13 protein-coding genes are annotated in these 18,922 nt (G+C 60.3%); 9 read left to right on the top strand and 4 right to left on the bottom strand.

Annotated elements, in window-relative coordinates; translation table 11 throughout:
- Window positions 1–98: 98 nt before the first annotated feature.
- The 7 genes from gyrB to AvAM_RS04445 all read left to right on the top strand — a co-directional run bounded on the left by gyrB (window position 99) and on the right by AvAM_RS04445 (window position 10,057).
- Window positions 99–2,705: a DNA topoisomerase (ATP-hydrolyzing) subunit B gene (gene gyrB, locus AvAM_RS04475; RefSeq protein ID WP_137745963.1), complete on the top strand. Its 2,607-nt coding sequence runs from the start codon at window positions 99–101 to the stop codon at window positions 2,703–2,705.
- Between the two features lie 163 nt (window positions 2,706–2,868).
- Window positions 2,869–3,645 carry an RNA polymerase sigma factor gene (locus AvAM_RS04470; protein WP_137745962.1) on the top strand — a complete coding sequence of 259 codons (777 nt, stop codon included), beginning with the start codon at window positions 2,869–2,871 and terminating at the stop codon, window positions 3,643–3,645.
- A gap of 50 nt (window positions 3,646–3,695) precedes the next feature.
- Window positions 3,696–4,211 (top strand): hypothetical protein, encoded by a 516-nt coding sequence (locus AvAM_RS04465; protein WP_249367937.1) that lies wholly within the window; start codon window positions 3,696–3,698, stop codon window positions 4,209–4,211.
- 2 nt (window positions 4,212–4,213) lie between these two features.
- On the top strand, window positions 4,214–7,600 hold the full coding sequence (locus AvAM_RS04460; protein ID WP_137745960.1) for a UvrD-helicase domain-containing protein: 3,387 nt from the start codon (window positions 4,214–4,216) through the stop codon (window positions 7,598–7,600).
- A gap of 84 nt (window positions 7,601–7,684) precedes the next feature.
- Window positions 7,685–8,434, top strand: coding sequence for a multiubiquitin domain-containing protein (locus AvAM_RS04455; protein WP_137745959.1), 750 nt, complete (start codon window positions 7,685–7,687; stop codon window positions 8,432–8,434).
- A complete protein-coding gene (locus AvAM_RS04450; RefSeq protein WP_137745958.1) occupies window positions 8,409–9,590 on the top strand; it encodes a ThiF family adenylyltransferase in 1,182 nt (393 codons plus the stop codon). The genes AvAM_RS04455 and AvAM_RS04450 overlap by 26 nt, the downstream gene beginning before the upstream one ends.
- Window positions 9,587–10,057 (top strand): DUF6527 family protein, encoded by a 471-nt coding sequence (locus AvAM_RS04445; protein WP_137745957.1) that lies wholly within the window; start codon window positions 9,587–9,589, stop codon window positions 10,055–10,057. The genes AvAM_RS04450 and AvAM_RS04445 overlap by 4 nt, the downstream gene beginning before the upstream one ends.
- A 54-nt stretch (window positions 10,058–10,111) precedes the next feature.
- Here AvAM_RS04445 and AvAM_RS04440 read toward each other — a convergent pair whose 3' ends face one another.
- Both AvAM_RS04440 and AvAM_RS04430 read right to left on the bottom strand, forming a co-directional pair.
- On the bottom strand, window positions 10,112–15,031 hold the full coding sequence (locus AvAM_RS04440; RefSeq protein WP_137745956.1) for a type ISP restriction/modification enzyme: 4,920 nt from the start codon (window positions 15,029–15,031) through the stop codon (window positions 10,112–10,114).
- A gap of 382 nt (window positions 15,032–15,413) precedes the next feature.
- Window positions 15,414–16,280, bottom strand: coding sequence for a competence protein CoiA family protein (locus AvAM_RS04430; protein ID WP_137745955.1), 867 nt, complete (start codon window positions 16,278–16,280; stop codon window positions 15,414–15,416).
- Window positions 16,281–16,313: 33 nt separating this feature from the next.
- Here AvAM_RS04430 and AvAM_RS04425 point away from each other — a divergent pair, with 33 nt between their 5' ends.
- Window positions 16,314–17,366, top strand: a complete 1,053-nt coding sequence (locus AvAM_RS04425) for a hypothetical protein (RefSeq protein ID WP_137745954.1) — start codon at window positions 16,314–16,316, stop codon at window positions 17,364–17,366.
- A 110-nt stretch (window positions 17,367–17,476) separates the two neighbouring features.
- Here the strand turns inward: AvAM_RS04425 and AvAM_RS04420 are convergent, their stop codons facing one another.
- Window positions 17,477–18,118, bottom strand: coding sequence for a hypothetical protein (locus AvAM_RS04420; RefSeq protein ID WP_137745953.1), 642 nt, complete (start codon window positions 18,116–18,118; stop codon window positions 17,477–17,479).
- Window positions 18,115–18,600, bottom strand: coding sequence for a helix-turn-helix domain-containing protein (locus AvAM_RS04415; RefSeq protein WP_137745952.1), 486 nt, complete (start codon window positions 18,598–18,600; stop codon window positions 18,115–18,117). The genes AvAM_RS04420 and AvAM_RS04415 overlap by 4 nt, the downstream gene beginning before the upstream one ends.
- A gap of 16 nt (window positions 18,601–18,616) precedes the next feature.
- On the opposite strand from AvAM_RS04415, the gene AvAM_RS26115 reads away from it, so the two are divergent.
- Complete coding sequence (locus tag AvAM_RS26115) at window positions 18,617–18,751, top strand: hypothetical protein (RefSeq protein ID WP_137745951.1); 135 nt, start codon at window positions 18,617–18,619, stop codon at window positions 18,749–18,751.
- Window positions 18,752–18,922: the final 171 nt, after the last annotated feature.

Raw genomic sequence — 18,922 nt, 5'->3', positions numbered from 1 at the left:
TTGATAGCTACTAGCGCTTACTGGGTAGGCGGTAGAGCCCAATTTGACCATTGAAACTATTGGAAACCCACCGGTTTCCACGGACCCCAAGGCCCACCATGACCGCTGACAACAACCTGCCCGAGCAAGAACCTACCGGCACGGGTGAGCCTGTTCCCAACAAGATCGACACCAACCAGGCCGGGGCGAGCGAGAGCTACGGCGAAGGCTCCATCACCATCCTGGAAGGCCTGGAGGCCGTGCGCAAGCGCCCCGGCATGTACATCGGCGACACGAGCGACGGCACAGGCCTGCACCACCTGGTGTTCGAGGTGGTGGACAACTCCATCGACGAAGCCCTGGCCGGCCACTGCGACGACATCGTCGTCACCATCCACACCGACAACTCCATCAGCGTCACCGACAACGGCCGCGGCATCCCCACCGGCGTGAAGATGGACGACAAGCACGAGCCCAAGCGCAGTGCTGCCGAAATCGCGCTGACCGAACTGCACGCAGGCGGCAAGTTCAACCAGAACAGCTACAAGGTATCCGGCGGCCTGCACGGCGTGGGCGTGAGCTGCGTGAACGCACTCTCCAAATGGCTGCGCCTGACCGTGCGCCGCGAAGGCAAGGTGCACCAGATCGAGTTTGCGCGCGGCTTTGTGCAGGACCGTTTGCTCGACAAGGTCGATGGCTTTGAAGTCAGCCCCATGAAGGTGACCGGCGAGACCGAAAAGCGTGGCACCGAAGTGCACTTTTTGCCCGACACCGAGATCTTCAAAGAGAACTACGACTTCCACTACGAGATCCTGGCCAAACGCCTGCGCGAACTGTCCTTCCTGAACAACGGCGTGCGCATTCGCCTGAAGGACGAGCGCAGCGGCAAGGAAGACGACTTCTCAGGCGCTGGTGGCGTGCGCGGCTTTGTGGAGTTCATCAACAAGGGCAAGACCGTCCTGCACCCCACTTCGTTCTACGCGGCTGGCGAGCGCCCCGCTGAGACCTACGGCGGCATCCCCGGCACCCACATTGGCGTGGAAGTGGCCATGCAGTGGAACAGCGCCTACAGCGAGCAGGTACTCTGCTTTACCAACAACATTCCCCAGCGTGACGGCGGCACCCACCTGACCGGCCTGCGCGCCGCGATGACCCGCGTCATCAACAAGTACATCGAAGAAAACGAGTTCGCCAAGAAGGCCAAGGTCGAAGTCACCGGCGACGACATGCGCGAAGGCCTGTGCTGCGTGCTGAGCGTGAAGGTGCCCGAGCCCAAGTTCAGCAGCCAGACCAAGGACAAGCTGGTGTCGAGCGAAGTGCGTGCGCCCGTGGAAGACATCGTGGGCAAGCTGCTGACCGACTACCTGCAGGAAAAGCCTGCCGATGCCAAGATCATCTGCGGCAAGATCGTCGAAGCCGCCCGCGCCCGCGAAGCTGCCCGCAAAGCCCGCGAGATGACCCGCCGCAAAGGCGTGCTCGACGGCATGGGCCTGCCCGGCAAGTTGGCTGACTGCCAGGAAAAAGACCCGGCGATGTGCGAGATCTACATTGTCGAGGGTGACTCCGCCGGCGGCTCCGCCAAGCAAGGCCGCGACCGCAAGTTCCAGGCCATCCTGCCCCTGCGCGGCAAGATCCTGAACGTGGAAAAAGCCCGCTACGAAAAGCTGCTGACCAGCAACGAAATCCTCACGCTGATCACGGCTCTCGGCACCGGCATCGGCAAGGCCGGCGGCACCACCGGGGGCGACGACTTTGATGTCGCCAAGCTGCGCTACCACCGCATCATCATCATGACCGACGCCGACGTGGACGGCGCCCACATCCGCACCCTGCTGCTGACCTTCTTCTACCGCCAGATGCCCGAGCTGGTCGAGCGCGGCCACATCTACATCGCACAGCCACCGCTGTACAAGGTCAAAGCGGGCAAGGAAGAGCTGTACCTGAAAGACGGCCCCGCGCTCGACGGCTTCCTGCTGCGCATTGCGCTCAACCACGCCAGCGTGAGCACCGGCGGCGCCAACCCGCAGGTGCTGGCGGGCGACACCCTGGCCGAACTGGCACGCAAGCACCAGGTGGCCGAGAGCGTCATCCACCGCCTGTCCAACTTCATGGACCAGGAGGCCCTGCGCGCCGTGGCCGACGGCGTGAGCCTGAAGCTCGACACCGTGGCCGAGGCCGAAGCCAGCGCCGTGGCCCTGCAGATCAAGCTGCGCGAGCTGAACACCACCGGCACCCCCGCCGAAGTGGCCGGCGAATTCGACGCCCGCACCGACAAACCCATCCTGCGCATCAGCCGCCGCCACCACGGCAACGTCAAGAGCAGCGTCATCACGCAAGACTTTGTGCACGGCGCCGACTACGCCGCCCTGGCCGAAGCCGCCGAAACCTTCCGTGGCCTGCTGGGCGAGGGCGCCAAGGCCCTGCGCGGCGAAGGCGACAAGCAGAAGGAAGAAAAAGTCGGCGACTTCCGCCAGGCCATGAAGTGGCTGATCAGCGAAGCCGAACGCACCACCAGCCGCCAGCGCTACAAGGGCCTGGGCGAAATGAACCCCGAGCAACTGTGGGAAACGACGATGGACCCCAACGTGCGCCGCCTGCTGCGTGTGCAGATCGACGACGCGATCGAAGCGGATCGCGTGTTCACGATGCTGATGGGGGATGAGGTGGAGCCGCGCCGCGACTTTATTGAGACGAATGCGCTTCGGGCGGGGAATATTGACGTCTGATAGTGTAGGTTCTCATTGATCTTGCAAATATTCTCACTACTTGCAAATCACGGCCGCGTGTTGAGCGAGGCATAAGGTACGAAATTGCGGACCATAAGGCGCGAAAGCCATGAACCCCTTTTGGCCGATGCGCTTTGTGATGGTTAATGCTTGAGGATTTGGCATGGCACGCTCTCTTCGTAAGCACAAGCTCGACGGCACGCCTTACTTCAGGCGAGATAAGGTCGAATTCGAAATTCAGGCCCTCGCTGAAATCAGTGCTGCCGAACTGGAGCGGCGAGCCGACCTGTGGCAGGTAAACGACCCCGAATTCGTCTCCCCCGAAGCGTTGCTGTACTTCGTGCGCAATGCGGCGGCCGGTGCCCACCGCGACAAACTGACCGAGAAGCTCCTGCTTCGTGTGGCCCGTCGAGTCCCTTCTGTCGCCGACGCTGGTGGCAAAACGGTCTCATTGACCAAGATGAATATCCGCGAGGACGTCCGCGACCACTTCGTCGACCTGCTTCTCAGCGACCGAAAGCAGTATGACGACCGCCTTGATTACTACGAAGTCAACTTCAACAGCGCGGTCGCGGCGGATCGTCGGGATGCAAACGCCCAGCACTGGAAACATGAGAACCGGACTGCTGAAATCGAGACGGAGGATGGCGAGGTTTCCGCCCAAGTCGAATTAGCCGTGGGAGACTACAACCCATTCGACGCCGACGAACTCGACAAAAAAGATTACCGGCGCCTCCTTGATGAGGCGATTGACAGCCTACCTGAGTTCCAAAGGAGGATCGTCGTGATGTGGCGCCAAGACATTCCCATAGAGTCCAATGACCCCTCGATCGAGTCCATCAGCAAAGTGCTGGGGAAATCTGAGAAGACCATTCGCACGCATCGCGACAAAGCCTTTGCATCCCTAAAGCTGCGCCTTGAGCGCAAGGGGAGGACGTGATGGCACCGCAGCCACAAGTTACAAAAGATGATGTCCTGAGAGCGTTCGCCATGGATTTCGAACCGGGAGCCGGCGTTCTGCAGCGATACCTTGCGCGCTACCCAGAGCACTCTATGGCTCTCACGGATCTATCCATGGAGTTGACTCGTGAGTTCGACGAAGATATTCCCCCTAGTACCGCCGATTTCGAACTCGTTGCAGCAGGCATGGCACGTCTTCGGGAGGATGTTGTTACGCTTCAAGCTTTACAAGCTGCCCCAGCCAAGGTGTTTGCCGATGCCATCAGATTGCTGTCCTTACCTATGCAGGTTGGCCTAGCGTTCCGAGAACGTCGGATAGAGGTCGCAACCTTGCCCCAACGGGTTCTGGCGAAGATGGCTGAGGCGCTGCAGACGTCGACTGAGACACTGGTCTCGTACCTCGTTCTTCCTCCCGAGACACCCCTGGCTCGTGCAAGAAAGTCGACAGTCAAGCCCGCAACTCCTGAGAAAGTGTCGTTCGAGAGAGTGTTGAAAGACGCTGGCGTCGACGAACAGAGCATTTCGAACCTACTCCGCGAGGAGTAGCCATGGACCCGATAGAGCTGGCGCGACAGCATGCTCGGCGACTACACGATGAGGCCGTCCAGCGCGGGCGCAACCCCTGGTCCCCGTACGAGTTCGCTGTTGGCGTAGCGAACGACCTCGGGATCACCGTCGAGACCTGCGCTCCCGGCGCCGCGATGCTCGATGGTGGCCGAGCCTCCTTTGATCCAGACCTTCCGCTCATCCTCCATGAGGTCGATGGCTCACCTTTCGACCAAGCTTTCCTGGTTGCGCATGAAATCGGGCACGCCGAACTGGGCGATGGAGAAGAGGCATCCGAGCCAGCGGCCCACATTGACCCAGCTCGTACCTCGGAAGCTGCTCCTGTCGGGATGGATCGGGTCGTCGACTACAGCCGCCGACAGCGTCGAGAAGTCCAAATGGACCTCTTTGCCAGGGAGCTTCTTCTACCGAGGTCTCTGATTGTTGACTTGCATGTTGTTCAGGGCCAAACCTGTTCTGATATTGCAGGGCGGCTAGGTGCTCCATTCGAAGTCGTCGCTCAGCAGATGCTCGATGCGCTGCTCCTGCCAGCCATTCAGGTCGCCGCTGAAGCCGACCCCGTTGAAATTCCTCTCAACGACAAGCAGCGTGACGCGGCTCAGCATCGCGGCGCTGCATTCCTACTTCAGGCTGGGCCAGGAACTGGGAAGACCCGCACGCTCGTTGCGCGTGTCGAAAGCTTGCTGGACGAAGGCATTGACCCACGGCGCATCCTTCTCCTGACCTTCTCGAACAAGGCCGCTGGAGAGATGACTGAGCGGATCGCGTTGAAGCGGCCGAAGGATGCCGCGGCACTCTGCATCGGAACCTTTCATAGCTTCGGCCTGGACATCCTGCGGCGATTCAACGACCGGTGCAACCTGCCAGCCGATCCTCGTCTGATGGATCGAACCGAGGCCGTGGAGCTTCTTGAGAATGAGTTCCCTCGACTCGGCCTGACCCATTACCGCAACCTATACGATCCATCGCAGACAGCGGCAGACATCTTGACCGCGGTGTCACGCGCAAAGGATGAGGTTGTTGATGCCGCTAGGTATCAGGTGCTGGCCACAGCTATGCGTGCGACGGCAACCGACCCAAGTACGAAGGAAGCCGCCGAGAAGGTAGCAGAGGTCGCCAAGGTCTATGCGCGCTACGAGGAGCTGAAGGCAGTCTCCCAGTGCGTGGACTTCGGTGACCTGGTCATGCGGCCGGTGCTGCTGCTGGAGAGTGATGACGCAGTTCGAGTTCAGCTTCAGAGCGACTATGACCACATCCTGGTTGACGAGTACCAGGACGTGAATCGCAGCAGCGTGCGGCTCCTGGCGGCGCTGAAGCCAACGGGCGTCAACCTATGGGTGGTGGGAGACGCCAAGCAATCCATCTACCGGTTTCGCGGTGCCTCGTCGTTCAACATGTCCCGCTTCGGGCGTGAGGATTTCCCTGGCGCGGTACGCGACAGCCTGGAGGTCAACTACCGCTCCACCTCGGAAATGGTCCATGCCTTTTCGACGTTTGCTACGGGAATGTCTGCAGCCGATGGCGAGCAGGCGCTCGAAGCGGATCGAGGCCCTGGTGGCAAGCTACCGGAGGTCATCACGGTGGGCAGCACACCCTTGCTGACAGCGGCTATCGCGGATGGCATCGAAGAGCTCCGCGCAGAGGGATACCGGTATCGCGACCAGGCCGTCCTGTGCCGCGGGAATGATCGGCTGTCGGATATCGGGCGGGAACTCGAGCGCGCAGGAATTCCAGTGCTTTTCTTGGGCAGCCTGTTTGAGCGGCCGGAAGTGAAGGACCTCGTTGCCGTGTTGACGCTTCTTGTCGACAGGCGTGCGATGGGATTGATCCGAACCGCCTGCTGGCCAGAGTTCACGATGGGCTTGGAAGACGCTGTGCGAGTCTTTGAGCATCTCCGGGGAACCAACGCGGAACCAGGTGCATGGCGACTTGGCGCCCCGGCCGAGGTAACGCCAGCGGGGCAAGCGGCGCTGGCTGCCCTCCATGCGGCCCTTGCTGGCTTCGATGCGACATCGCAGCCTTGGGCCGTACTGGCGACGCTCCTGTTGGACCGAACCAGGCAAGCAGCACGCATCGCTGGATCGACCAGCGTACCGGAGCAGGCGCAAGGTATCGCGATCTGGCAATTCATGAACTTCGTTCGGGTGCAACCGAATGCCCAGGGACTCCCGATCCAGCGGCTGTCCGACCGTGTACGAAGGCTGCTTCGCCTCAGAGACGACAGGGACCTGAGGCAACTGCCTGCAGCAGCCCAGGGTATCGACGCAGTCCGCCTGATGACGATCCACGGTTCCAAGGGGCTTGAGTTTCCCGCGGTCCACATCGCCGGCGTCAACAAGGACTCGATCCCGGGGTCGCTTCGGACGTCGAAATGCCCTCAACCAACGGGAATGATTGCCGGAAGCCAAGGCAGCGCTGAAGACGTCGCACGAGCAGCCCACAACGAGGAACAGGAGTGCCTGTTCTACGTCGCCATGTCCCGTGCGAGGAATCGCTTGGCGTTCTACGGGGCCACCGCGACGGCGTCCGGGCGCGCTAGAGCGCTATCGCCGTTCCTGGAGCGGATCGGGCCTGTCAATTCGCGCCCGACGACGCCGTCCACCGTCATGCCTCCGGCTCCCGATGAGGCGATGATTCCTGTCGCCTTCTCCGGGACACCGCGCTTCAGTTCCGATGCAGTCGGGCTCTACGAGTCTTGCGCCCGACGGTTTCTGTACACGCACCTGCTGCATGTGGGCGGTCGCCGCCGGACGAGCTCGTTCATGCAGATGCACGAGGCGATCCGCGAAGTCTACCGCGCCGTCGTGGCGCAAGGGGGCGCGTCGACGGGAAAGCTCGATGAGCTGCTCTCAAAGGCGTTTGTCACCCACGGTCTGCATGAGCACGGCTACGTCGAGGACTACCGCGCGATGGCGACGACGATGCTCCGATACTTCCTAGAGTCCAGAGCTGGAGCGGTTGTCGAAGCACCGACCGCGCTTCGTGTGTCGATCGGCGACCACGAGGTAGAGGTCACCCCAGACGAAGTCCTGGTGCGAGACGGCTTCAGGACCTTGCGCCGGGTGAAGACGGGCCACGCGTCCAGCGGTGACGGTAAGGACGTTGGAGCCGCAGCCTTCGTGCTGGCCTCCAGGGCCGCATTCCCCGACGCCAGCGTCGAGCTCGTTTACCTGGCGGACGCTGAATCCAAGCCATTGACCCTTTCCCCCAAGGAACTGAGCAACCGCCAGGACAAGCTGGGTGACATTTTCCGTGGCATCCGGGCCGGCCAGTTCAAGACCGAAGCGTCGGACGCTATCTGCCCTAACTGCCCGGCCTTTTTTGTGTGCGGCGCAGTTCCGCCAGGCACGCTCTCGAAAAGCTTTTAAAGAAAGTTTACCGGCGATGTCCGGTGGGTTCGATTAGGCGGTTGTAGGCGAGAAAAACCTCGCTACAGCAACCACAAGGACCCTATGAAACATCCTGACTTTGACGACGTTGGCGACGCGATCCGTGAGGACCGTCCTCTGCGGGAGGCTGCCGCCTACCGTATCCGCTTTGGCTTGGAAGGACTGACCTTCCGCCACATCGACGTGCCGGACCCAGTTCCCACTGGCCGGCAAATCCTGGCCAGCGCGGGCCTGGACCACCGTGCGGACTACATCCTGTTCGCCTACCTGGACACGGGTGACTTCGAGGACGTTCGCCTCGACGAGACCTTCGACCTGCGCGGAAAGGGCGCTGAACGCTTCATCGCGTTCAAGTCCGACCGCGACTTCAAGTTCTCCCTGAACGACCGCCAGCTGGCCTGGGGCCGCGCCGACATGTTGGGCAGCGTCCTGTACGACCTTGCCGATACGTCGCCGGATGAGGCCGTGTTCCTGGAGGTTCGCGGCGGCGAAGATCGCTTGATCGACCCGGACGAGCGCATCAACCTCGACGCGCCGGGCATCGAGCGCTTCATCACTGCGCCCAAGCCGGAAACGGGCTACATCATTTTGGTCAACTCTGAAGAGAAGACCGTGCCGGACAAGCTCGTCACCTTCGAGCAGGTGGTCAAGCTGTACTACCCGAACGCGGCCGGCGAGACCAACGTGAAGTTCTCGATGACCTACCGCAACGCGGCCTCGCTCCCCCACGCCGGCGAGCTCGGCGAGGGCGGCTCCGTCGAAGTCAAGAAGAAAGGAACCATCTTCAATGTCACGCGCACTGTTCAGTCTTAATTCCGACCTGGCCCGCCTTCGTTCGGAGGGTTACTTCATGCGCATCCAGGGGAGCCTCCTGGTGATGCTGGAGGTGCCCTACGTAGACGCACAGCGCCAGGTTCGCTTCGGCACGCTGTCGTCGGCCCTTGACCTGGCCGGCGACCGCACCCGCAAGCCCGAAACGCACGTCATGAACTGGGATGGCGACTTCCCATGCAATGCCGACGGGACGTGCCTGCAAGGCATCTCGCATGCCGAGCCGAACACCGACCTCGGCCACGGGCTCAAGGCGCGGTTCACCTTCTCCAGCAAACCGAGCGATCAGGGCTACGCGGACTACTACGCGAAGATGTCGACCTACGCGACCATCGTGTCCGGGCCGGCTGCGGTGCTGCAGCCGGGCCTCAGCCCGCGCGTGTTCCGCGGCGGCGACGAGGAAGACGAGGCCAGCATTTTCAACTACCTCGACACGGCCTCCAGCCGCGTCGGGATCGGCGCGCTGGCCGCCAAGCTGGAGCAGGAAGTCGTGGCCATCATCGGCCTCGGCGGGACCGGCAGCTACATCCTCGACTTCTTGGCGAAGACACCCGTCAAGCAGATTCACCTGTTCGACCCCGACGTCTTCCTGTCGCACAACGCCTTCCGTGCGCCCGGTGCGCCGACCCTGGAGGAGCTGCGGGATGCCCCGATGAAGGTGCACTACTTGAAGGGCATCTACGGGCGCATGCACCGCTTCATCGAGGCGCACCCTGTGGAGATGAAGGTGGAGACGCTCGGCCTGCTGGACGGCATCACCTTTGCGTTCCTCAGCATGGATGCCGGCGAGGAGAAGCGCGCCGTCGTGGCCAAGCTTGAGGCCCTAGGCGTGCCCTTCATCGACGTTGGCATGGGCCTGGAACTCACGAACGGCAGCCTCGGCGGCATCCTGCGCGTCACGACGAGCACGCCAGAGAAGCGCGAACACGTCCACCAGGGCCGCATCTCCTTCGCCGGCGGTGGTGGCCAGGACCTGTATGCGTCCAACATCCAGGTGGCCGACCTGAATGCGCTGAACGCGTGCCTGGCGGTGGTGAAGTGGAAGAAGCTCCGCGGTTTCTACCGCGATCTGGAAAACGAACACCACAGCACGTACACCACCGATGGCGGCATGCTGCTCAATGGAGACCAGACATGATGCGTCACCAGATTCTGGAGCATCGCTTCGTCCGCAATGTCCCTCGCGAGCTGGATCCCGGCGTGCTGTACATCTCGGTGGAATACGCGACCGCAGTTCACTCGTGCTGCTGCGGCTGTGGCGACCGAGTCGTGACGCCATTTACGCCGACAGACTGGCGCATGACATTCGACGGTGAGTCGGTCTCGCTTGATCCGTCGGTGGGCAACTGGAACCAGAAGTGCCGGTCCCACTACGTGATACGCCGGAACCGCGTGTTGGAGGCCGGCCCTTGGTCAAACGCCCAGGTCGAAGCAGAACGTCGTCGAGACAAAAAGGCCAAAGCCGCCTATTTCGGCAAGACGGCAGACGCCCAACCCAGCGTAGTTACCCAGGCGGCTGACCGTGTGCCCAGCACAGCTGTGCAAGAGACGAACCACTCGTCGCGGAGCGTCTGGGCACGGATTAAGTCATGGCTCACTCGTTGAGCAGAGTGGAGGAGGACTGGGCGGGTGGGCGCCAAGTACACATAGCGGCCGCGCCTACAGCACGAGCGCGGGCAGTCCCCTTACGATCCTCATCGTTTCCAAACTGACGGTAACCACGCGCTGGAACAGCTCCAGCGGATAGCGCGGATTGCCCATGGTCTCGACCGCCCAGTCGTTCGCATCGTTGACGATGCCGCTGTCCTTGTCGGTCTTCACGCCCTGGCGCTCGACCACCCAGTCCAGGGCTGGCTTGCCGTTGACGAAGTAGTCGTAGGCTTCCAGCGGGATGCCGGTCAAAGTGATTCGGTCGTTGTAGTGCAGGGTCGTCAGGTCCTTGTCCTTACCTTTGCCCTTGCCGTAGCGCATCTTTTCGACGCGGTAGTCGGCATCAGTAAGCTTCTTGCCGCCACTGTCGATCTTCAGCGTGTAGGGTTCGACGCTCTCGTAGTTCAGGTGCAGATCGGCCAGTTTGCGGCCGGCCTTGGAGAAGGCCCAGAAGTCGGCGGCTGTCTTCACACACGGAATGCGCGGCAGCTCCTTGCCCAAGTTATCGGCGAAGCGCTTGCGGTAGTCGGGTGCGTGCAGCAGTCCGTAGACGTAGTAGAAAAGGTCTTCGCGGCCGATGTTCTCGCCCGGGTAGGCGGACTGGAAGTGCGCTAGACCCTCTGCCGTTATGGCGTCTTTGCGCTTGCGCGATGTGGGCGTCGCGCCTTCATGGCTGAACAACGTGCCTTGTGGCGCTGAACCGGCTTGTTCACCCTCTGAGTCGTCATACAAGTAAAGTGGGAAGCACTGGCCCGTCTGCATCATGTGGAGGTCGGGCAGATGGTCCGTGATTAGAGTTGAGAACTCCTTCTGAGCTCCCACCCCATTCACGCAGATGACCAGGTTTTTGTGCTTTCCATCGGGAAAGACGCGCGGCATCTGATAGACCATTTCGTTGAATCGCCGGCTGTAGTACAACCATTGCTTCGTGAACGGGCGGTAGCTGCTTGGGGCCAGACATTCCGCATCAAACTCGAATCGACGGTCCTTGACTGCATCTTGCTTCAACGCTCGAGTCCAACTAATTTGCTCGGGGTCGGAATTCACGAACCCGTCAACCAGCTCTTCGCGTTGCAACTTGGGGAGCTGGCCATGCGTCAGCGAGAAGCGATCGGCCTCTGTGTTGTAGAAGGCGATCATTCGCCCCATGTTGGCTGCGACAGCAGACCGGCTGGAGTTGTAGCACCAAGCATCGCGCTGGGTTTTCACTCCACTGGAGTAGTTGGAGAAGATCGTGACCTCGCCAGCACCGCCCTTGTCCCCCAGCACCAAGTGCTGCTTCAGATCGTTGTCGCGCTGTCGTAGCCAGTCACCGTGCTCGTCGGGCTCGATCAGCATCCACTTCCCGGCTTTTGAAATGCCAGCGATGCTGGCGAAGTCAGCAATCTTCTGAAGCTTCTCGTCCCGATTCAGATAGTCGCCGATGTCGTGGAAGTGAATCTGCCCGTGCTGTCTGGCGTTGGGATTCTTGACCAGCAAGGAAATGGCGATGGGTGCACGACTGCCACTGCCGAAAATCTTGCCGCCCTCCTTGCGGGACAGCTCTCCTGACGTTCGCTGATTGCCCCGCAGGTGGAATATCCAGATGCTGCTGAACTCGTCCGCCAGACATTTGCGCAATCCGTCGAAGGTCCCCGTTTCGACGAAGCCGGCGTTGGTCACAAAGCCAATCACCCCGCTGCTGCCAATCCGGTCGCAGGCCCAGCGGATAGCACGGACGTAGCTGTCGTACAGCGCATTCTTGTTGGTCGCCACAGATTGTTCTGCATAGGTCTGGCGGACCCGGCCGTCCAGATACGGGTAGGCGACGTTCTGGTTGTTGTCGTTCGCGCGCTCCTGCCCCACGGAATATGGCGGATTGCCGATAACGACCCGGATGTCCAGCTGCTTCTGCCGCTTGCGCCGCGCGCTGTTATCCACCAGCAGAGCATCGACCAGGTCTTCCTTTTCGTACATCTGGAAGGTGTCGGTCAGGCAGATGCCCTCGAAGGGCTGGTACTTGCCGCCGACAATGCCGTGGTAGACAGCCTCGATGTTGATTGCGGCGATGTAGTAGGCCAGCAGCACCAACTCATTGGCGTGGATTTCGTGCTTGTACTTGTGGGGCAGGTGCTCGGGCGCGATCAGGCCGCTTTGCAGCAGGCGGGTGATGAACGTGCCGGTGCCAGTGAAGGGATCAATGATGTGGACGCCCTTGCTACCCAGCGTCTGCCCGAACTCGGTCTCCAGGATGTGGGCGACGCTGTGGATGATGAAGTCCACCACCTCGACCGGCGTGTAGACGATGCCTAGCCGCTCGGTCATCTTGGGGAAAGCGTTGCGGAAGAACTTGTCGTACAGCTCGACGACGATCTTCTGCTTACCGGCCGCGTTGTCGATGCCCGATGCACGCATCTTGACGCTGTCGTAGAAACGCTGGAGGGTGTCGGCTTCCTTGTCCAGCCGGTGCTCATGCAGAACGTCCAGCACGCCCTGCATGGCCAGCGACATGGGGTTGTGCTGGGCGAAGCTGTAGTCCTCGAAGAGGGCATCGAAGACTGGCTTGGTGATCAGGTGCTGGGCCAGCATCTCGATGACCTCACCGTCGCTGATGCTGCCGTTCAGGTCATCGCGCAGCTCACCGGCGAAGGTGTTGAAGGCGGCGCGCTCCTTCTCGTTGGCTGGGTATTCAACGATGGCTGTGATGCGGTCGATGTGGGTGCGGGCGATCTTGGCAATGTCGTTGGCCCAGTCTTCCCAGTGGTGGCGGTTGCCCACCTTCTGCACCAGCTTGGCGTAGATGGCCTTCTCGATCTCGCCGATCTCGAATGGCAAGGAGGTCTGGGCTTCCTTGCCGTAGGGCTTGGGCGTCGGCTCCCCGATGGTGAAGCCGCCCTTGCCGGCGTCCTTGTTCTTCGAACCCTTGGGCTTCTCGGCCTTCTTCTGAATCTTGTCGGTAATGGCGACGACTTCCATCTTGCTGGTGTCGCGGCCGATGAGGTCCAGCTTGTTGACCATTGCGTCAAAGCGGTCATCGTGCGAGCGCAGCGCCTGCAGCACCTGCCACACCACGGCATAGGTCTTGTTGTCAGCCAAGGCCTCATGCGGCTCCACGCCGGCGGGAATGACAACAGGCAGCACGACATAGCCACGCTTCTTGCCCGGAGCGTTGCGCATAACCCGGCCGACCGACTGAACCACATCCACCTGGGAGTTGCGCGGCGTCAGGAACAGCACCGCGTCCAATGCCGGCACGTCGACACCTTCGGACAGGCAGCGCACATTGCTCAGGATGCGGCAAGTGTCCTCAGCGGCATCGGCCTTGAGCCAAGCGAGCTTGGCTTCCTTCTCGCTGGCATTCATGCTGCCGTCTACATGCTCGGCTTCGCAGGCCAGTGTCGAGGCTGCATCGTCCTCCTCGGTCGCCTGGTAAGCCTCGACCACCGCCTGGAACATGCCGGCGATGTTTTTGGAACTGACCTTGTGGGTCTTGGCACTCTTGCTCACTTCGATGACTTGGCAGAAGGCCACAGCACGCTTCATGACTTCGTGGTCGCCGTTCAGATCCTCGGCGAGACCCTGCTTGGCCAGAGCTTTCCAGCAGCCAATGATCTTGGCGGCGTCATCCACCTTGAGCTGGTTGTTCTCGTCTTTGAGCAGGCTCTGGATGCGGCGGCTGACGTGGCTCTCTTCCACCGACAGCACGATGACCTTGTAGTCCACCAACAGACCGCGCCGGACCGCCTCGGAGAAGGTGATGACGTGCAGCTCGGGGCCGTAGAGGGCCTCGTCGTCCATCGAGCACAGCGCCACGCTGCCCTGTTCGGCCTTGGCCTTGGCGCTGTCGCCGTAGATGCGCGGCGTGGCCGTCATGTAGAGGCGCTTGGCCGAACGGATGAAGGCCGCGTCGTGCACCTTGACGAAATTGCTCTCGTCTTCGTCGCCGAAGGTAGCGCCCGTGGTGCGGTGGGCCTCGTCGCAGACGATGAGGTCGAAGTCAGCCAGGCCATGCCCCTGCTGGGCGCGGTGGATGACGTCGATGGAGTGGTAGGTGCTGAAGACGACGCTCATGTGCGCGGCGTCGTGCCGTTTGGCCATCTCACTGGCCAGGCGGCCCGGTTCGGTCGTGGCGGGGTAGCGCAGTTCGTGGGTGAAGGTCTGGACGCTGTCGTCGTCTTTCTGGCGCTTCTTGCCGACATCACTGTCCGAGCAAACGGCGAAGCTGTGCAACGGAGTGGCGCTTTCCTGGGTCCACTCGGTCAGGGTCTGCGACAGCAGGGACAGGCTGGGCACTAGAAACAGCACGCGCTTGCCCTTGCCGGCCAGGGCTTCGGCGATCTTCAGGCTGGTGAAGGTCTTGCCCGTGCCGCAGGCCATGATGAGCTTGCCGCGGTCAGTGATCTGCAAGCCGGAAAGCGCGCCGTCCAGCGCCTGTTGCTGATGGGGCCGAAGCTGCTTTTTGACCTTGAGCACCGGCGCCGCTTTAGGCTGGTACTGGGCCCAGTCGATCTGGCTGTTCTCCAGGTCGTTCAGGTCGATCTTGCTGACGGGCGGTTGCTGGTCGCGCAGCGCCTCCTCCGCGTGGGTGCTCCAGTGGTTCGTAGTGCTGACGATGACACGGTGGGCGAAGGGCTTCTTGCCCGAGGCGGTGAAGAAGCTGTCGATGTCGCTCTTTTGCAGGCGGTAGTCCTCAGCGTACAGCTTGCACTGGATGGCGTGGATTTCGCCGGTACCTTGGGTCTTGGCCACCAGGTCGATGCCGGTATCTCGCTTGTCCAGCCCCTGGAGTGCCGCCCATTCGCCGTAGGTCCAGACCTCGCTGTAGAGGTCACGGTAGGTAGCCTCGTTGCGGAGGTAGCAGAGCATCAGCTCTTCAAAGTACGTGCCCTTCTCGCGCTCCGACATGGACGAGTTGCGATAGTGATCGAGCAGCGATGAAAGGGCAGTCATGTCGTTCTAGAAGCTTGTGCTGGTTTTGCTGGGAACACGGGCGAATCAGGCTACCTGCCCTTGTGCGTCTTGGGAGACTTGACCGGATGGAGCACGATGCCGCGCGTCCGGCAGTAGTCGAGCACCATGAATGGACCATCGAGGCCAAGCTTCGACGCTCCTGGTCAGCCGCTGCAACCAATGCAGCCTTCACGTCTGGCGGAACCCAGACGCTGACGACTTCGGTTTTGGAGACGGTCAAGTACTTGCTCCTGTGTGTAAAACGCTAGCGTTTTGCAAAGCGTATCAGAGAGCCATTTAACCTTTTCAGAACTGATGACGGCCCGGCTGCTTGACCATTTCTGCCCAACCTGACGCAAGGCGCTTTCAGATGGAGTTGGCACTACCCGGCAGATGCAATGGCGCGCAACTGTAACCGAGCCGCCTGCGCCCTGAAGCTTGGAATGACCCAATTATGGTAAGCCTCGCGATACCGACCAAAATGTGCGCGTGCGACGGTTCGCACAACAGAGACGACATCTGGGTCATATCGCACTGCTTTTATGGCGATATCTCCGCTGGGCAGCTCTTTTACCGATATCCAACGTCCACGGATCGTCACGATTTCCTCCGGAAGGAAGCGTTGTGTAGGGGTGTTCTCAGCAGAAGCATCTACCGGCTGCTCGGCCTCAATGTTCTCGGGCCAGAGCCAAGCTTTTCCCGCAACATCTTCCAAGATGGCATGTTTGACTTTGGCAACATCAAAGGCGGTGGAGGTGAACGCACGGAGATCAATCTCCAAAGCAGGTAGTTTTAGTTGCTCATAGGCTAGGCACTTGTCCGCACCGCAAAAAGACGCGTAGGCGACTTCAATGGCCACCGTCACCCCTGCAGCCGTCGCCGCCAACAAGTCGGGCCGCAACTCTCCAACAACAACTTCCTCCTCGATGTCAGTGCATGCCAACAGGATAGAAGGATCTAACCGTCCGCCGAATCCCAGCGCTTGAGATGCAGCGGGAGTCACTGGGACTACCAACCCTCGGGCTTCGATGATTACTCTCTTGGCAAAGCGGTGCAGATCTGATTCGTAGTTTGAAGCGCAGGGTTCGGCGTTCGAGCTGTGCGCAAAGTGATGCTCCCTGAGTTCGCCCTGCCGGGCAATAACCGGTTCACCGCAAACAGCACATCGGCAATCACAGGCCAAGCCACGCTCGACCTCGCTCACATGAACAAAGCGATTGGATTCGTGCAATGCGAATAGTGACAACATTGGGATTCCTAGAGTTGAGTGAAGGAAAACCAAGTGTTGCGATCCGAATCCCTACCAACCAGCCCTGAACCGGTTGCCAACGGGTTGACCCAGCCCACTTTTCGCGATCTGTTGCTGTGTATGCGCGACTGGCTGGACGTACAGCGCGATGAAGCCACGGCATCGAAGCTTGTGCGCGCATTGGTGAGCGAATCCATCACCCTAAGTGCCAATTCCAAGGGGGGACAGCCGCCTGAATTCGATGCACAGGAGCTCACCGAGGCTTGCGATATGCCGGAGCAGGAAGACTATGAAGCGTCCTCGACCAAGGTCAAAAACGCTAACTTGACTCGTTATCTCGAGAGTCGCCGATCAAGCGTCGAAGCCTTCTTTGAGGGACAAGGTTTCAGCCATGCGCTTCGACTAAAGAAACTGTCTCCCGGTGGTCGGCATCGTGCGCGATGGCTACTGGAGGACTACTCAATCGAAAGTAATGATGACGCTGCGGAGGGACAACCCGATGAGCAACTAGTTGAAGTCCTTTCAGATCCAAACAATCAACAGATCAAGTACGAGTACGCTGAAGCAGGCTTAGTGAAGTGCTCATTCATCGCTAAGCCACTTCTTGGCAAAGGATCGTTCAAGATCAGATCAGTTCGAGGCTTGGCATTCGGGGGCACCATCCTCCTGCCAGCGCTGTGCGTGCTGTTACTTGCAGGAATTGGGTGGTTGCACCTTTTTGTCCACCGGCCATTGGCAACTTCAGACCTGGCCTTTGCCGTATTAGCGATTTTGATCAGTTGGGTCTTGGCAAAAGCAATCCGCGATGGCTGGTGGCTGCTGTCAGACCGAATTGCGCCGGCGTCGGAGCTGCTGGTCAGTTGGAAGGAAGCTCCCGCTCAACTGGAAAGCTTCAGGGCGGGGGACGAGCGCGTTATCGGTTTGGTTCGGTACACAGCCACTTGTCCCGAGTGCTCAGCTGCGGTTGAGTTGCGTTATGGGGAGGGACACGAACGGCGCCGGCTATTTGGCTGCTGCGTGGAGTCACCCCAGGAGCATGTGTTTACCTTTGATCGGGTCACCAGACGCGGCAGGCGTGTTAGATAACCGCGCTCAAGTATGCCATTGAGTTCTGGTTGCAAGCCGAACTGTGTCGGGCAGGGCGCGTATCACCAGGCAAGATACACCTGCACCATCTAGTGAGAGTCGGTGCAGAGCTAACGTTGATGCTGACGCTGCTCTTGAATCGAAATGACAGTAGCACTCTCGACGTTGTGCTGCCCCCCAATGCGCTCAACGGTTTCGCCCGCGCTCGCTGCAGCATCAAGCGCACGAGTCGTATATAAGCCCCATCCGGGCCAGATCAACCAAAAGAGGAAAGTCAACCCACCAGCAACGGCGGCCCTGACCTCCCATCTAGCAGGTGACGAGACGACTTGGGCCATCAGCATCAGCCAAATGCCCAGAAAAATCCCCAGAGCAGACATCGCGAGAAGCGTGTAGCCCCAACCACGACGAAGCTGCACCTTGTCATCGACGCGAACGACATCTCGGTTCAGAGCCAGAACGCGAAGGTCAGACCTGGATACCCCGGTCCGCTCGCTAGCCTCAAGAACGCGAATGACAACAGGATCGGAAGGTCTCCAGTACCTGGCGCCCTTTACAAGCTTGCGATGCCGCTCAGTGAGCTGACGCACAGGCATTGAGTCCTCACCGAACTCCTCCAAAGCATCTGCCAGCTTTTTCTCATTGCGCCGAATCTGCCATTCTGTCCACCAGACGCCGGACCAGAAGCGATCCCGCGCTTTAAGAAACCCTTTGGCCGCATCCTTCAATCTAGAAGCAACAGCCATCATCAAGTGCCCGTCAGCCTGCGCAGCTCATCGCGCAATGAATCCAAGCTCTGGTCCTGACTGCTTTTGTCCTTGAGCGACGCACACAAGAGTTGAAAGAAGCGAGCTCGAATCTCGAGTGGCAGAGGCTCGCCATCCTCATCCACGCAGAACTCATCTACGATCCGATAGATGTTCAGCAACGCTAGACCGCTGACCATCAATTTGTCGCTACCGGCAGCCACCTGTCGAGAGCCGCTGACCAAGTAGGAGACATCGACACCAATTCCACGTAGCTTTTCCAAGTAAGCCACGTCGGGGGAGCGGATGTCGGTTTCATAGATGTGCTGAGTGGTACGGGCAACACCACCGACTTCGGCGAACTGCGTCTGACTTAGCCCCAGGCGATCTCGCTCTTCTCTCAGCCGGCTCCCGAACGATTGGGAGTTGACGCAGCCGGGCGGGTTGATATGATGTCCTGAATTCAGAACATTTTTGCCCGTTTTCATATTGCCTCTGCCCATAATGACCCAGATCGTACCAGTTTGTACTGTTGCTGACGTGCGTGCTGAGTTCAAGAAACGCGGGATCAGCGTGAGCGAGTGGGCACGTGTGCGCGGCGTTTCCGCCCAATTGACCTATCAAATCCTTGCCTGTTAGTGCCGATGCAATCTTGACCAGCTAAACCGCAAAGTGCCAATCCAATATTGACCAGGGTGTTCCACTGACCTGCTGAGAATTTCAGCAGGGATTCAAGGTGATCACCATGGACATGATTGGCAAGGTCAGGCGCATGAGGCTGCGCGACCAACTCTCTCTCAGCGAGATCGC

The sequence above is a fragment of the Acidovorax sp. NB1 genome (assembly GCF_005405905.1).
In the GTDB taxonomy this organism is placed as follows: Bacteria; Pseudomonadota; Gammaproteobacteria; order Burkholderiales; family Burkholderiaceae_C; genus Acidovorax.
This window is presented reverse-complemented; position numbering and strand designations above follow the sequence as displayed.